Below are 15988 nucleotides of genomic sequence, written 5' to 3' on the forward strand. Positions count from 1 at the left end.
GCCAGTCAAGCCGATCTGGGTTGGTTCTCGCTCGATGAGGGGGATAACCAGCCGGAGCGATTCGCTAGCTATCTTGTCGCCGCCGTGCAGCAGGCGACCGGCGGACACTGCGTCTCCAGCGAGGCGATGGCGCAAAAGCGTCAGTACGCCAGCCTCCCCTCGCTCTTCTCACAGCTTTTTATTGAGCTGGCGGAGTGGCAGCGCCCGCTCTACATCGTTATCGACGACTATCATCTGGTGACCAACCCGGTGATCCACGACGCGATGCGGTTTTTCCTCCGTCATCAGCCGGAAAATCTGACCCTTGTCGTGCTGTCGCGCAACCTGCCGCAGCTGGGCATTGCTAACCTGCGCGTGCGCGATCAGCTGCTGGAAGTCAGCAGCCAGCAGCTGGCCTTTACCCATCAGGAGGCAAAGCAGTTTTTTGATTGCCGCCTGAACGCCCCGATTGAAGCGGCGGAGAGCAGTCGTCTGTGCGACGACGTGGCCGGATGGGCCACCGCCCTGCAGCTGATTGCCCTCTCAGCCCGGCAAAATAACAGCTCAACCCAGCACTCCGCCCGGCGTTTGGCGGGGATCAACGCCAGCCATCTGTCTGACTATCTGGTGGATGAGGTGCTGGACAATATCGATTCCGCCACCCGCCAGTTCCTGCTGAAAAGCTCCCTGCTGCGCTCGATGAACGATGCGCTGATCGTCCGCGTCACCGGCGAAGAGAACGGTCAGATGCGGCTGGAGGAGATCGAGCGTCAGGGGCTGTTTTTACAGCGCATGGATGACTCCGGCGAGTGGTTTAGCTACCACCCGCTGTTCGGCAGCTTTTTACGCCAGCGCTGCCAGTGGGAGCTAGCCACCGAGCTGCCGGATATTCACCGTGCGGCGGCAGAGAGCTGGATGGCGCAGGGCTTCCCGAGCGAGGCCATCCACCATGCGTTAGCGGCGGGTGACGGCACAATGCTGCGCGATATTCTGCTGCACCACGCGTGGGGACTGTTTAACCACAGCGAGCTGACCCTGCTGGAGGCGTCGTTAAAGGCGCTGCCGTGGGAGAGCCTGCTGGAGAACCCGCGTTTGGTGCTGCTGCAAGCCTGGCTGATGCAGAGCCAGCACCGCTATAGCGAAGTGAATACCCTGCTGGCCCGCGCCGAGCAGGAGATGGATATGACGGCGGATCACGCCCTGCAAGGTGACTTTAACGCGCTGCGCGCCCAGGTGGCGATTAACGATGGCGATCCGGTAGAGGCCGAGCGGCTGGCGATGATCGCGCTTGAAGCGCTGCCGCTGGCTAACTTCTATAGCCGCATCGTGGCGACCTCGGTGCACGGCGAGGTGCTGCACTGCAAGGGGCTGCTCAGCCACTCCCTCACCGTGATGCAGCAAACCGAGCAGATGGCACGCCGCCACGACGTCTGGCACTATGCGCTGTGGAGCCTGATCCAGCAGTGCGAGATCCTGTTTGCCCAAGGCTTCCTGCAGGCCGCCTGGGAGTGCCAGGAGAAGGCGTTCACGCTGATCCGCGAACAGCACCTTGAGCAGCTACCGCTGCACGAGTTTTTGCTGCGTATCCGTGCCCAGCTGCTGTGGGCATGGGGACGTCTTGATGAATCTGAAGCGGCTGCCCGGGAAGGCATGACCGTGCTCTCTGCCTACCAGCCTCAGCAGCAGCTGCAATGTCTGGCCCTGGTGGTGCAAAATTCGCTGGCACGAGGCGATTTGGATAACGCCCGCAGCCACCTTAACCGGCTGGAGAACCTGCTCGGCAACGGGCAGTACCATAGCGATTGGGTATCCAATGCGGACAAGGTGCGGGTGATCTACTGGCAGATGACCGGCGATAAGCAGGCTGCCGCCCAGTGGCTGCGCCAGACGCCGAAATCAGAGTTTGCCAATAACCACTTCCACCAGAGCCAGTGGCGCAACGTGGCCCGGGCGCAGATCCTGCTAGGCGACGTGGCGTCGGCGGAGATGGTGCTGGAGGAGCTGAACGAGAACGCACGCAGCCTGCGGCTGATGAGCGATCTGAACCGTAACCTGCTTCTGCTGAACCAGCTTTACTGGCAGGCTGGACGCAAGAAGGATGCCCAGCGGGTGCTGATAGAGGCTCTGACGCTGGCGAACCGGACCGGCTTTATTAGCCATTTCGTCATTGAAGGCGAGGCGATGGCACAGCAGCTGCGACAGCTGATCCAGCTTAACGCTCTGCCTGAGCTGGAGGGCCACCGCGCCCAGCGTATTCTGCGCGACATCAACCAGCATCATCGCCACAAGTATGCCCATTTTGATGAGCGCTTTGTTGAGCGCCTGCTGACCCACCCGGAGGTGCCGGAGCTGATCCGCACCAGCCCGCTGACCCAGCGGGAGTGGCAGGTACTGGGGCTGATCTACTCAGGCTACAGCAACGAGCAGATCGCTGGCGAGCTGGCGGTGGCGGCGACTACTATCAAAACTCACATCCGTAACCTCTACCAGAAGTTGGGCGTCGCCCATCGTCAGGATGCGGTGCAGCACGCGCAGCAGCTATTGCAGATGATGGGCTATGGGGTCTAAGCGGTAGGCCGGGCAAACGCAGTGCCGCCCGGCGTGGTTTTTAGCAGAGTTCCAGCTGAATATTGTGGTTTTTAATCACGTCCAACACGCCAGCGGGCGGCATCACGTCGGTATAGACCGCATCCACCATGCTGATGCTGCCCATGTTAACCATCGCGTTACGGCCATATTTAGAGTGATCCACCACCAGCATCACGTGACGTGAGTTGTCGATGATCGCCCGCTTGGTGCGCACCTCGTGGTAGTCAAACTCCAGCAGCGAACCGTCGGCGTCGATGCCGCTGATCCCGAGAATGCCGAAGTCGAGGCGGAACTGAGAGATAAAGTCGAGGGTCGCCTCGCCGATAATTCCCCCGTCACGGCTGCGCAGTTCGCCCCCGGCCAGAATAATGCGGAAATCCTCTTTCACCATCAGGGTGTTGGCAACGTTGAGGTTGTTGGTGACGATGCGCAGGTGATTGTGATCCAGCAGCGCATGGGCTACCGCTTCCGGCGTGGTGCCGATATCAATAAACAGCGTTGCCCCGTCAGGGATCTGGCTGGCTACCTTGCGGGCAATCCGCTCCTTCTCCGCCGTCTGGGTGGCTTTACGATCGTGCCATGAGGTGTTTACCGAGCTGGAGGGGAGCGCCGCGCCGCCGTGGTGGCGCAGGATCATGTTCTGATCGGCCAGATCGTTCAAATCGCGGCGAATGGTCTGCGGGCTGACGGCAAACTGCTCTACCAGCTCTTCGGTACTGACGTAACCCTGCTTTTTTACCAGCTCGATGATGGCATCGTGGCGCTGTGTCTGTTTCATTGCAATGTTCCTGAGCTTTTATGTTCGTTTTCGCGTATCAACAAAGGCCATCGCCAGCCCCACGGCCAGGCCGGTGACGTGCGCGCCGTTGGCGATAGACATGCCAAACAGATCAAACCAGCCGGCAATTAACCATATTAAGGAAAAGGCTATCAGGCCGCGCGGCAAATAGACACCGCTTTGCGGGTCGCGCTCGCCACGCAGCCAGGCGTAGCCCATCAGGGCGTACACCACGCCGGAGAGGCCGCCAAACCACGGGCCGCTAAACTTGTGCTGTACATAGCCGCTGAGCAGCGCGCTGATAAGCGTGATCACAATGAGCTTGCCACTGCCGAGGCGCTTCTCTACCGCCCCGCCGATGTACCACCACCAGAGCAGGTTGAAGAGGATATGCATCACGGAAAAGTGCATCAGGGCATGGCTGAAGTAGCGCCAGAGATCGAACCGCAGCGAGGGATCGAAAGGCCACGCCAGCCAAACCATCACCATCTGGTCGCCGAGGGTGCTCATCAGGATAAACACCAGCACGCAAAGCAGTGCAACGATCAGCGTTACCGGCCCGGCCCGCTCGCGCAGGGTGGCGAAGAAGGGGTAGCGACGGTAGTGCAGGCCGCTATTCACCTGCCCTGACTGCCAGCTGGCCGCCAGGTAGCGCGGATCTTCCGGGTTCTGCTGGAAGCGCGCCAGCTCATCGCGCACGCGTCCGGCCTGGCTCTCGTCCGCCAGCCAGACGTCGCTGGTGTCGTGGTGTTGAATAGTCAAAACAACGCCCTGGGTTTGCATATAGTCAACAAACGCCTGGGCGACGCGCGGGTTAGCAAAGGAAGTGATCATCAACATGCTGGCGGTCGCTTTTTCCACACAAAAAAGGGCAGTATAGCGGGTTATGGCTCCGCTGACTAAAGCGTACCGTGTGCCACTTCCGCCGGGAAGTGACGATGCCAGGCGTCAAAGCCGCCGTCGACGCTGTAGACCTGGTCAAAACCCTGCTGCAACAGGTACTGGGCAGCGCCTTTGCTGCTGTTGCCGTGGTAGCACATCACCATTACCGGCGTATCAAAGTCGTTCTCCTGCATAAAGGTGCCCAGCGTATCGTTGGTCAGGTGAAACGCGCCGGGGGTATGGCCCATGGCGTAGCTTTGCGGATCGCGAATATCGACCAGTACCGCCAGCTTCTGATGCATCTTCTGGTGGGCTTCTTCTACATTAATACACTCAAACTGATCCATTGCGCTCTCATCTAGGTTGGATATGCACGTAACACATCCTCTGATTTTACGTCGTTCCGCCAGGTAAACGCCATTATGTTATGCGTATCACTCTAAATTGTTTTTTTGATGTTACCAAAGGCGCGTTCGTTTGCTATTATGAGCGATATCGAACATTTTTGAGCTTTTACGAAAGTGCATGAGGTGAGCATGGAAACCAAAGATCTGATTGTGATAGGTGGGGGCATCAACGGTGCCGGTATCGCGGCAGACGCCGCCGGGCGTGGTCTTTCCGTGCTCATGCTGGAGGCGAACGACCTGGCCTGCGCCACCTCCTCGGCCAGCTCGAAGCTGATCCACGGCGGCCTGCGCTACCTTGAACACTATGAGTTTCGCCTGGTGAGCGAGGCGCTGGCGGAGCGTGAGGTGCTGTTACAGATGGCACCGCATATTGCTTTCCCAATGCGTTTTCGCCTGCCCCACCGTCCGCACCTGCGTCCGGCGTGGATGATCCGTATCGGCCTGTTTATGTACGATCATCTGGGCAAACGTACCAGCCTGCCCGGCTCTACCGGCTTGCGTTTTGGCGCAGAGTCGGTGCTGAAGCCGGAGATCGTGCGCGGATTCGAATATTCCGACTGCTGGGTTGACGATGCGCGCCTGGTGCTGGCGAATGCGCAGATGGTGGTACGTAAAGGCGGCGAGGTGTTAACCCGTACCCGGGCGACCTCGGCACGGCGCGAAAACGGTCTGTGGATTGTAGAAGCCGAAGACATTGATACCGGCGAGACGTACCGCTGGCAGGCGCGCGGCCTGGTGAATGCTACCGGCCCGTGGGTGAAACAGTTCTTTGACGAAGGGATGCAGCTGCCGTCGCCGTATGGCATCCGCCTGATCAAAGGTAGCCATATTGTGGTGCCGCGCGTGCACTCGCAGAAGCAGGCCTACATTCTGCAAAACGAAGATAAGCGTATCGTGTTTGTGATCCCGTGGATGGACGAGTTCTCTATTATCGGCACCACCGACGTTGAGTATAAGGGCGATGCCAAGCACGTTGAAATCGACGAGGGCGAGATTAACTATCTGCTGAAGGTCTATAACGCGCACTTTAAAAAGCCGCTAACCCGGAACGATATTGTCTGGACCTACTCCGGCGTGCGTCCGCTGTGCGACGACGAATCCGACTCACCGCAGGCGATTACCCGCGACTATACTCTCGATATTCGTGATGACGAGGGCAAAGCGCCCCTGCTCTCCGTCTTTGGCGGCAAGCTGACGACCTACCGCAAGCTGGCCGAACACGCGCTGGAGAAGCTGACACCGTACTACAGCGGCATCGGCCCGGCGTGGACGAAAGAGTGCGTACTGCCCGGGGGCGATATTGCTGGCGACCGTGACGACTACGCGGCGAAGCTGCGCCGTCGCTATCCGTTTATCAGCGAGCCGCTGGCACGCCACTACGCCCGCACCTACGGCAGCAACAGCGAGCTGATCCTTGCCGGTACGTCGTCCGTAGACGATCTTGGTGAGAACTTCGGCCATGAGTTCTACGAGGCCGAACTGCGCTATCTGGCAGAACATGAGTGGGTGCGCCGCCTCGACGATGCCATCTGGCGTCGGACGAAGGTAGGCATGTGGTTAAATGCGGAAGAGCAGTCGCGGGTCGCGCTGTGGCTGGCTAACTGGGCTAAGCGTGAATTGTCATTAGCATCATGATTGAAACGCCCGGTGGCGCTATGCTTACCGGGCCTACGTGTAGGCCGGGCAAACGCAGTGCCGCCCGGCGTTTTTTACCGCTTTACAGGCGTATCGGCTTGATATCCCAGATTTTTTCCGCGTACTCCTTGATAGTCCTGTCAGATGAGAAGTAGCCCATATTAGCGATGTTATGCATCGCTTTAATGGTCCACTCTTCCGGCTGGCGGTAGAGCTCATCCACCCGATCCTGACAGTCAACGTAGCTGCGGAAATCCGCCAGCACCTGATAGTGATCGCCGAAGTTAAGCAGGGAATCAACCAGATCGCGGTAGCGGCCCGGCTCATCACGGTTAAACACGCCGGTGGCAATCTGTGTCAGTACGCTGTTCAGCTCTTCGTCTTTATCATAGTAGTCGCGCGGCTTGTAGCCTTGACGACGCAGCGTCTCAACCTCATCCGCCGTATTACCAAAGATAAAGATATTGTCGTCACCCACGTGCTCCAGCATCTCGACGTTTGCGCCATCCAGCGTGCCGATGGTCAGCGCGCCGTTGAGGGCAAACTTCATGTTGCTGGTCCCGGAGGCCTCCGTTCCCGCCAGTGAAATCTGCTCGGAGAGATCCGCTGCCGGAACGATCAGCTGCGCCAGGCTAACGCTGTAGTTCGGAATGAACACCACCTTCAGCTTGTCGCCAATCTGCGGATCGTTGTTGATGACCTTCGCCACGTCGTTGATCAAATGAATAATATGCTTCGCCATGTAGTAGGCCGAGGCCGCCTTACCGGCAAAGATATTGACGCGTGGTACCCAGTCCGCATCCGGATCGGCTTTGATACGGTTATAGCGGGCGATGACGTGCAGGACGTTCATCAGCTGACGCTTGTACTCATGGATACGCTTGATCTGCACGTCGAACAGCGCCTTCGGGTTCACCACCACGTTAAGCTGCTGGCCGATGTAGAGCGCAAGACGCTTTTTATTCTCCAGCTTCGCCTGGCGTACGGACTGGTTCAGCATCGGGAAGTCGATGTGCTGCTCCAGCTCGCTCAACTGGCTAAGATCGGTTCGCCAGGTCCGCCCGATATGCTCGTCAAGCACATCCGACAGCGACGGGTTAGCCAGCGCCAGCCAGCGTCGCGGCGTGACGCCGTTGGTGACGTTGGTAAAGCGCCCCGGAAATACCTTCGCAAAATCCGCAAACAGCGACTGCACCATCAGGTTCGAGTGCAGCTCGGAGACGCCGTTGACCTTATGGCTGGCCACAACTGCCAGCCAGGCCATACGCACCCGACGGCCGTTGGACTCGTCGATGATTGAGACGCGGCTAAGCAGACCGGTGTCGTTCGGATACTGCTCCTGAACCGTCTTCAAGAAGTAGTCATTAATCTCGAAAATAATCTGCAGATGACGCGGCAGAATTTTACCCAGCATGTCTACCGGCCAGGTCTCCAGCGCCTCGCTCATCAGCGTGTGGTTGGTGTAGGAGAAGATCTGGCAGGTGGCCTCAAAGGCATCATCCCAGGAGAAATTATGCTCGTCTATCAGCAGACGCATCAGCTCAGGGATCCCGAGTACCGGATGGGTATCATTGAGGTGAATAGCAACCTTATCCGCGAGGTTAGCGTAGGTCTTATGCAGCAGGAAATGGCGGTTAAGAATGTCCTGCACCGTCGCCGAAACAAGGAAATACTCCTGGCGCAGACGCAGCTCACGGCCGGAGTAGGTCGAGTCATCCGGGTAGAGCACACGGGAGACGTTTTCCGAGTGGTTTTTATCTTCCACCGCGGCAAAATAGTCGCCTTGGTTGAATTTACCGAGGTTAATCGCGCTACTGGCTTGGGCATTCCACAACCGCAGCGTATTGGTAGCGTCGGTGTCAAAGCCAGGGATGATCTGATCGTAGGCAACCGCCAGGATCTCTTCGGTCTCTACCCAGCGGGTCTTTTTCCCCTCCTGCTGGATCCGGCCGCCGAACCGCACCTTGTAACGGGTGTTGTGGCGTTTAAACTCCCACGGGTTGCCGTACTCTAGCCAGTAGTCCGGAGACTCTTTCTGGCGACCATCAACGATATTCTGCTTGAACATGCCGTAGTCGTAGCGGATGCCGTACCCACGCCCTGGCAGGCCAAGCGTAGCCAGCGAGTCGAGGAAGCAGGCGGCCAAACGCCCCAGGCCGCCGTTGCCGAGGCCGGGGTCGTTCTCTTCATCAATCAGCTCTTCAAGATCCAATCCCATCTCTTCCAGCGCGTTTTTGACGTCGCCATAGATGCCCAGCGCCAGCAGGGCATTAGAGAGGGTGCGGCCAATCAGAAACTCCATCGACAGGTAATAGACCTGGCGCGTCTCCTGAGAGAGCTGCGCGCGGTTTGAGCGCAGCCAGCGCTCAACCAGACGGTCACGTACGGCGAACAGGGTGGCGTTTAGCCACTCATGTTTATTGGCGATGGCCGGATCTTTACCAATGGTAAACATCAGCTTATAGGCAATGGAGTGCTTTAACGCCTCAACGCTGAGCGTCGGTGATGTATAGGTAAAGGGTACATTCATAAACGTGATTCCTGGTGCTCTACTTCAACCGATAATAGAGATCCCGATAGGACTGAGCGGCAACCTGCCAGCTAAAATCCATATTCATCGCCTGACGCTGAACGAAGCGCCACAGCGAAGGCCGGGACCACAGCACAAAAGCACGCCTTATTGCCCTAAGCAGCGACCAGGCATTGCTGTCTTCAAACACAAATCCGCTGGCGATACCGTCCGCCAGGTTCTCAAGCGAGCTGTCTGATACGGTGTCGGCTAGCCCACCGGTACGCCGCACCAGCGGCAGCGTGCCGTACTTCAGTCCATAGAGCTGCGTCAGGCCGCACGGCTCAAAGCGGCTCGGCACCAGAATCACATCCGCGCCGCCCATAATGCGGTGCGAGAAGGCTTCGTGATAGCCTATCTGAACTCCTACCTGCCCCGGATGCTCGGCGGCGGCGGCTAGGAAACCTTCCTGCAGCACCGGATCGCCTGCACCCAGCAGGGCCAGCTGTCCGCCCTGCTCCAGCAGGCCCGGCAGCGCCTCCAGCACCAGATCCAGCCCTTTTTGGCTGGTCAGGCGGCTGACCACAGCGAAGAGCGGGATCTTCTCATCGACTTTCAGACCCATCGCAATTTGCAGCTGACGCTTGTTTTCCGCCTTATCTTCCAGCGAGTCGCGGGTAAAGCGCGACGCCAGCAGCAGGTCGGTTGCCGGATCCCAGATCTGCTCATCAACGCCGTTGAGGATCCCCGAGAGGCGGCCCTCAGCGTGGCGCTGGCGCAGCAGCCCTTCCATGCCGTACGCAAACTGCGGCTCGGTGATCTCCCGCGCGTAGGTCGGGCTGACCGCCGTGATGTGGTCGGCAAAAAAGAGCCCTGCCTTCAGGAACGAGATCTGACCGTTGAACTCTACGCCATTAACATTAAAGAATGACGATGGCAGATCTATTTCACTCATGTGATGAGCATAAAACATACCCTGATAGGCTAAGTTATGCACGGTAAATACGGACTTTGCCGGATGGCCACGGGCGGCAAGGTAGGCAGGGGCCAACCCGGCATGCCAGTCGTGGGCATGAACAATGTCCGGACGCCAGAATGGATCGAGACCGCAGGCCATCTCGCTGCCTACCCAGCCGAGCAGAGCGAAACGCAGCACGTTATCGGTATAAGCAAACAGATTAGTATCGTGATACGGGCTGCCGGGGCGATCATAGAGGTGTGGAGCATCAATCAGATAGATGCCGACGCCGTTATAGTGGCCGTAAAGCAGCGTGATGTGTCCGGCAAACGTCTCTCGTCGGGACACCACTTTCGCATCGGTAATACCGCGCCGAATATCAGGGAAAGCTGGCAGCAGTACGCGAGTATCAACACCACCGGCTATTTGCGCCGCAGGGAGTGCACCAAGTACATCTGCCAGACCACCGGTCTTGAGCAACGGGAACATCTCAGAACATACATGTAAAACCTGCATTCTCGCTCCTGTTAAAAACCGCTACCGTATGCGAGCGGTAGCGGTAAACCAGCGCGCGGACCCCTTCCGCGCAAGGTTATGATTTGATGCCGTCACTCTTTTAATTTGCTTAACATCTCACGCGTGACCAGCACAATGCCTTCTTCTGAACGGTAGAACCGACGGGCATCCTCTTCTGCATTTTCACCAATGACCATGCCCTCAGGTATTTTACAGGCGCGGTCAATAACGCAGCGGCGCAGGCGGCAAGAACGTCCTACCCAGACGTCCGGCAGCAGCACCGACGAGTCGATATTACAGAATGAGTTAACGCGCACGCGCGGGAACAACACCGACTGCACTACCACCGAACCGGAGATAATGCAGCCCCCCGACACCAGCGAATTCAGCGTCATCCCATGGCTACCGGATCTATCCTGTACAAATTTAGCAGGCGGTAGCGATTCCATGTGGGTTCGGATAGGCCAATTTTGATCGTACATATCCAGTTCGGGGGTGACGGAGGCGAGATCGAGGTTAGCCTTCCAGTACGCTTCCAGGGTTCCCACGTCGCGCCAGTAAGGCTCGGCGTCCGGATCCGACTGCACGCAAGAGTGCGGGAACGCATGGGCAAAGGCCTCACCAGCTTTCGTCACTTTCGGGATAATATCCTTACCGAAATCGTGATTAGAGGTTTCATCCTTGTCATCCTCTTCAAGCAGCTCAAAGAGATACTCTGCGTCGAAGATATAGATCCCCATGCTGGCCAAAGACTTGGTGTCATCCCCTGGCATGGTAGGCGGATTGGCTGGCTTCTCAACGAAATCGATTACTTTTTCGTTTTCATCTACCGCCATCACGCCGAACGCCGTGGCTTCTGCTTTTGGTACCGGCAGGCAGGCGACGGTACAGCGTGCGCCTTTCTCAACGTGGTCGATCAGCATGCGCGAGTAGTCCTGCTTATAGATGTGATCGCCCGCGAGGATGACAACATACTCCGCGTTGTAGCGGCGAATGATGTCGAGGTTCTGGGTGACCGCATCCGCCGTGCCGCGATACCAGTTTTCACCGTGTAAGCGCTGCTGAGCGGGGAGGAGATCGACAAACTCGTTCATCTCTTCGCTAAAGAAGGACCAGCCGCGCTGGATATGCTGCACCAGGGTGTGCGACTGATACTGGGTGATCACGCCGATACGACGGATACCGGAGTTAAGACAGTTGGAGAGCGCAAAATCAATAATACGGAACTTGCCGCCAAAGTGAACCGCAGGCTTGGCGCGTGTGGTGGTCAAGTCTTTGAGACGCGTGCCACGCCCACCCGCCAGGATCAGGGCTACAGATTTTAATGGCAGCTGGCGCGCTAACATTAGCGGATCGTTGTTATCTAATCTAACCATGATGAACTCCTTTTTTTATGACCTTCGAAAAACGCATACTCCATGCGCGGGCCCATGCCAGACAGCCACTACCACCGGATTATCCTCACCGGCAAATGGAGGAACGGCGCGCCATTCCCCGTCGGGTAACACAATCTCTGTAACCTTATCCGTATTGTTCAGCGTGATCAGGAAACGGTCTGAAAGCAGGATTTGCAAACGGCCTACCCCATGCTCCCACTCCTGCACGCTTAAAGGCCGGGCATCCTTGTTCAGCCAGCTGACGTTGCCGTCACCCTCTTCCCACCAGGCATTTTGGGTTAATGCCGGTACCTGCTGGCGAAGATGGATCAAGGTGGCCACAAACGTGGTTAATCCGTCATTTGCCTTTTTCCAATCAAGCCAGGTCAGCGCGTTGTCCTGGCAATAGGCATTATTGTTACCATGCTGGCTGTGTCCTTGTTCATCACCTGCCAGCAGCATTGGCGTACCTTGTGACAGCAGCAGCGTGACCAGTAGGGCATGGACACTGTCTCGCCGCCGCTCAATCACATACAACGATCCGCCTAATCCCTCTGTACCATGATTATTGCTGTGATTATTGTTAGTGCCGTCGCGATTCTCTTCGCCGTTGGCCTCGTTATGCTTATGGTTAAAACAGACGCAGTCGCGTAGCGTAAAGCCGTCGTGCGCCGTCACCAGGTTAATCGACGCGGCGGGAAGACGCCCGCTGCGTCTGAATACATCCCCCGAACCGGCAAAGCGCGTGGCGAACCGGCCCAGCGAGATATCCTTCGCCAGCCAAAAACGGCGGGAGGCATCGCGAAAATGATCGTTCCACTCGGCAAACAGCGGCGGGAAGTTACCCACCTGGTAGCCGCCTTCGCCCACGTCCCACGGCTCGGCAATCAGCTTCACCGCCGAGAGTACCGGATCGTTTTTTATCGCCTCGAACAGCGGCGCACAGGGATCAAAGTGCGGCGTGCGCCCCATCACCGTCGCTAAATCGAAGCGGAAGCCGTCGATGTGGTAGGTATCTACCCAATGCCGCAGGCACTGGTGCGCATACTCCACCACGCCGGGATGGCTCAGGTTCAGGGTATTGCCGCAGCCGGTCCAGTTGGCGTAATCGCCATTATCTCTGATCCAATAATAGCTACGGTTGTCGATTCCGCGCAGGGAGAAGGTCGGCCCTTCAAGATCGACCTCAGCGCTGTGGTTCAAAACGATATCGAGGATCACCTCAATACCGGCCTGGTGCAGCGCTTTGACCGCCTCGCAAAACTCCTGCAGGGCGCGGTCGGGATTGTTGGCGTAGCGCGGATCGAGGGCAAACATCGCCAGCGGGTTGTAGCCCCAGTAGTTGCTTAAGCCCAGCCGTTGCAGGCGCGGCTCGCTGGCGAAATGCGCCACCGGCAGCAGCTCCAGGGCGGTGATCCCTAGCCGTTTGAAGTACGCGATCATCACCGGATGACCGAGGGCCCGGTAGGTGCCGCGTATCGCCTCTGGAATATCCGGATGCAGATACGTCAGCCCTTTAACATGGGCCTCATAGATCACCGTTTTGCCCCAGGGATTACGCGGCGGGGCGTCATCTTCCCAGTCAAACGCCTCGTTCACCACCACGCTCTTTGGCGCGATGGCCGCGTTGTTATGGGGATCGGCACTATCAAAACCACCGTGGAAGAGGTCATGATCGATGGCGTCACCGTCGACCCGGCGAGCACAGGGATCGATCAGCAGCTTGTTCGGGTTAAAACGGTGTCCCGCTGCGGGATCCCATGGGCCGTGTACCCGATAGCCATAGCGCAAGCCGGGACGCGCTTTTTCCAGAAAACCGTGCCAGACGTCGCCGCTGCGGGCAGGCAGGTCATAGCGCTGTTCATTCCCCTCATCGTCAAAGATGCAGAGCTCAACCCGCTCTGCGTTTGCCGAGAAGAGCGTGAAGTTCACGCCATTGCCTTCGTAATGCGCGCCAAGTGGCGCAGGCTTACCTGCCGACAGCTTCGTCATTCACCCTCCCTGACCAACCAGATGGTAGAGAGCGGGGGCAGCGTCAGGCTGAGCGAGTTATCGCGACCGTGGCTTGGAATGGCATCACTGTGCACGGTGCCGTAATTCCCGGCGTTGCTGCCGTGATAGTGCATTGAATCCGTGTTCAGTACCTCACGCCAGCGGCCCGGCTGATTGATGCCAAAACGGTATTCATGGCGCGGTTCCGGCGTAAAGTTGCTGGCCACGATAATTTCATTTCCGTCTTTGTCCCGGCGCACAAACACAAACACCGAACGCTGGTTATCGTCGACCACCAGCCATTCGAAACCGTAGCGATCAAAATCAAGCTCGTGCAGCGCTTTATGGTGACGGTAGGTCGTGTTGAGATCGCGCACCAACCGCTGAACGCCGTGGTGCCAGTTATCGCCGCCCTCCAGCAGATGCCAGTCAAGGCTGCTGTCGTGGTTCCACTCACGTCCCTGGGCAAATTCATTGCCCATAAAGAGCAGTTTTTTGCCCGGGAAGGCCCACATCCAGCCATAGTAGGCGCGCAGGTTGGCAAACTTCTGCCATGCATCACCCGGCATGCGGTCAAGAATGGATTTTTTGCCATGCACCACTTCGTCGTGCGACAGCGGCAGAACGAAGTTCTCGGTGTAGTTGTAGAGCATCCCGAACGTCAGCTTATCGTGATGATACTGACGGTAGATAGGATCGAGCTTGAAGTAGTCGAGGGTGTCATGCATCCAGCCCAGGTTCCACTTGTACCAGAAGCCCAGCCCACCGTTATCCGATGGCCGCGATACGCCTGGGAAATCGGTGGACTCTTCGGCCATGCTCACCGCCCCTGGTACCTGCTCTCCCAGCTTGCGGTTAGTGCTGCGCAGGAATTCGATGGCTTCAAGGTTCTCGCGACCGCCAAACTCGTTGGGGATCCACTCCCCCTCTTTGCGGCTGTAGTCACGGTAGATCATGGAAGCCACCGCATCGACGCGCAGGGCGTCAATACCAAAGCGCTCAACCCAGTAGAGGGCGTTACCCACCAGATAGTTACTGACTTCACGACGACCATAGTTGTAGATCAGCGTGTTCCAGTCCTGATGGTAGCCTTCGCGCGGATCGCTATGCTCATAGAGATCGGTTCCATCGAACTCGGCGAGACCGAACTCGTCGGACGGGAAGTGGCCCGGCACCCAGTCAAGGATCACGTTCAGGCCCGCCGCGTGGGCAGCCTTGATAAAGTAGCGGAAGTCATCCCGCGTGCCGAAGCGGCGGGTTGGCGCATAGAGGCCCGTTGGCTGGTAGCCCCAGCTGCCGTCAAACGGATGCTCGTTGATCGGCATCAGCTCTAAGTGGGTAAAGCCCATCCACTTGGCGTAGGGAACCAGCTGCTCTGCCAGCTCGCGGTAGCTCAGCCAGAAGTTATTGTCGGTATGGCGACGCCAGGAGCCGAGGTGCACCTCATAGATAGAGATCGGCTGGTCAAACTCGTTGGCTCGCTTGCGCTCTTCGGTCTGCTCGACCTTTTCCGGCAGGCCGCAGATCATGGAGGCGGTTTCCGGGCGCATCTGCGCCTCGAAGGCATAAGGGTCGGCCTTAATGCGCAGGTTACCGTTGGCGTCGATCATCTCGAATTTGTAGATCTGCCCATGCTGCACGCCGGGGATAAACAGCTCCCAGATGCCGGACTCTTTGCGCAGGCGCATAGGATGGCGACGACCATCCCAGTAGTTAAATTCGCCTACGACTGAAACGCGTTGGGCATTAGGTGCCCAGACGGAGAATTTGGTGCCGGTCACGCCGTCCATGGTATCGGCGTGCGCACCCAGGGTTTCATACGGCCGCAGGTGCGTGCCCTCTGACAGAAGCCAGGCGTCGAGGTCCTGAATCAGAGGACCGAAGCGGTAAGGATCGTCCAACAGATTAGCATGATCGTGCCAGTGAACGGCAAGCTGGTAGCGGAAAGGATTTTTACGGCGTTGAATAATACCGGCAAAGAAGCCGCGTGAATCAAGGCACTCTAGCCTGGCCAGTTTGCGTCCGGTTTTCGTTTCAATAACCCACACTTCGGTGGCGTCAGGTAGCAACGCGCGGACTTCCAGCCCGGCATTGGTGCGGTGCATACCGAGTACGGAAAAGGGATCCGCAAAATGGCCTGCTATTAGCGCGTTAATCACGTCTCTATCGACAAGACTGGACATGGTTTTTTATCCTGTTTTATATGTGCCACATTTTTCGCCAGCCACATCCAGCTGGCCTGAAGCTGTTCCAACCTAAAGCATAGACAAGGCTTCCCTTGTCTCCTGATAAATTTGGCTGAATTGCGACTACATAATGTATTTACCAAAATTGTCGTTGTGTTTATTCACAAAAAATGTGCAAAAA

The 15988-nt window shown here is 57.7% G+C and carries 10 protein-coding genes; 2 read left to right on the plus strand and 8 right to left on the minus strand.

What is annotated here, in order from left to right; translation table 11 throughout:
* A partial coding sequence (malT, locus tag FN633_RS04685; RefSeq protein ID WP_154058832.1) for an HTH-type transcriptional regulator MalT occupies positions 1-2547 on the plus strand: 2547 nt, incomplete at its 5' end.
* Positions 2548-2587: 40 nt separating this feature from the next.
* Here the strand turns inward: malT and FN633_RS04690 are convergent.
* Genes FN633_RS04690 through glpE form a run of 3 tightly spaced genes read right to left on the minus strand, consistent with a single transcriptional unit; the run spans position 2588 to position 4575 of the window.
* Positions 2588-3346 carry a DeoR/GlpR family transcriptional regulator gene (locus tag FN633_RS04690; protein ID WP_154056908.1) on the minus strand — a complete coding sequence of 253 codons (759 nt, stop codon included), beginning with the start codon at positions 3344-3346 and terminating at the stop codon, positions 2588-2590.
* A gap of 18 nt (positions 3347-3364) precedes the next feature.
* Positions 3365-4186, minus strand: a complete 822-nt coding sequence (gene glpG, locus FN633_RS04695; RefSeq protein ID WP_154056909.1) for a rhomboid family intramembrane serine protease GlpG — start codon at positions 4184-4186, stop codon at positions 3365-3367.
* Positions 4187-4245: 59 nt separating this feature from the next.
* Positions 4246-4575, minus strand: a complete 330-nt coding sequence (glpE, locus tag FN633_RS04700; RefSeq protein WP_154056910.1) for a thiosulfate sulfurtransferase GlpE — start codon at positions 4573-4575, stop codon at positions 4246-4248.
* A gap of 189 nt (positions 4576-4764) precedes the next feature.
* On the opposite strand from glpE, the gene glpD reads away from it, so the two are divergent.
* Positions 4765-6270 carry a glycerol-3-phosphate dehydrogenase gene (glpD, locus tag FN633_RS04705; RefSeq protein ID WP_154056911.1) on the plus strand — a complete coding sequence of 502 codons (1506 nt, stop codon included), beginning with the start codon at positions 4765-4767 and terminating at the stop codon, positions 6268-6270.
* Between the two features lie 82 nt (positions 6271-6352).
* Here glpD and glgP read toward each other — a convergent pair whose 3' ends face one another.
* The 5 genes from glgP to glgB form a co-directional block, all read right to left on the minus strand.
* Positions 6353-8800, minus strand: a complete 2448-nt coding sequence (gene glgP / locus FN633_RS04710; protein WP_154056912.1) for a glycogen phosphorylase — start codon at positions 8798-8800, stop codon at positions 6353-6355.
* Between the two features lie 19 nt (positions 8801-8819).
* On the minus strand, positions 8820-10253 hold the full coding sequence (gene glgA, locus FN633_RS04715; RefSeq protein WP_154056913.1) for a glycogen synthase GlgA: 1434 nt from the start codon (positions 10251-10253) through the stop codon (positions 8820-8822).
* 92 nt (positions 10254-10345) lie between these two features.
* The gene (gene glgC, locus FN633_RS04720; RefSeq protein WP_154056914.1) at positions 10346-11629 is read right to left on the minus strand and encodes a glucose-1-phosphate adenylyltransferase; all 1284 of its coding nucleotides are present in this window, start codon (positions 11627-11629) and stop codon (positions 10346-10348) included.
* Between the two features lie 15 nt (positions 11630-11644).
* Positions 11645-13621 (minus strand): glycogen debranching protein GlgX, encoded by a 1977-nt coding sequence (gene glgX, locus FN633_RS04725; RefSeq protein ID WP_154056915.1) that lies wholly within the window; start codon positions 13619-13621, stop codon positions 11645-11647.
* Positions 13618-15804: a 1,4-alpha-glucan branching enzyme gene (gene glgB, locus FN633_RS04730; RefSeq protein ID WP_042393167.1), complete on the minus strand. Its 2187-nt coding sequence runs from the start codon at positions 15802-15804 to the stop codon at positions 13618-13620. Before glgB ends, glgX begins: the two co-directional genes overlap by 4 nt.
* Between the last annotated feature and the right edge of the window lie 184 nt (positions 15805-15988).

Origin of the sequence: Pseudescherichia vulneris, assembly GCF_902164725.1 — a bacterium.
Taxonomy (GTDB): domain Bacteria; phylum Pseudomonadota; class Gammaproteobacteria; order Enterobacterales; family Enterobacteriaceae; genus Pseudescherichia; species Pseudescherichia vulneris.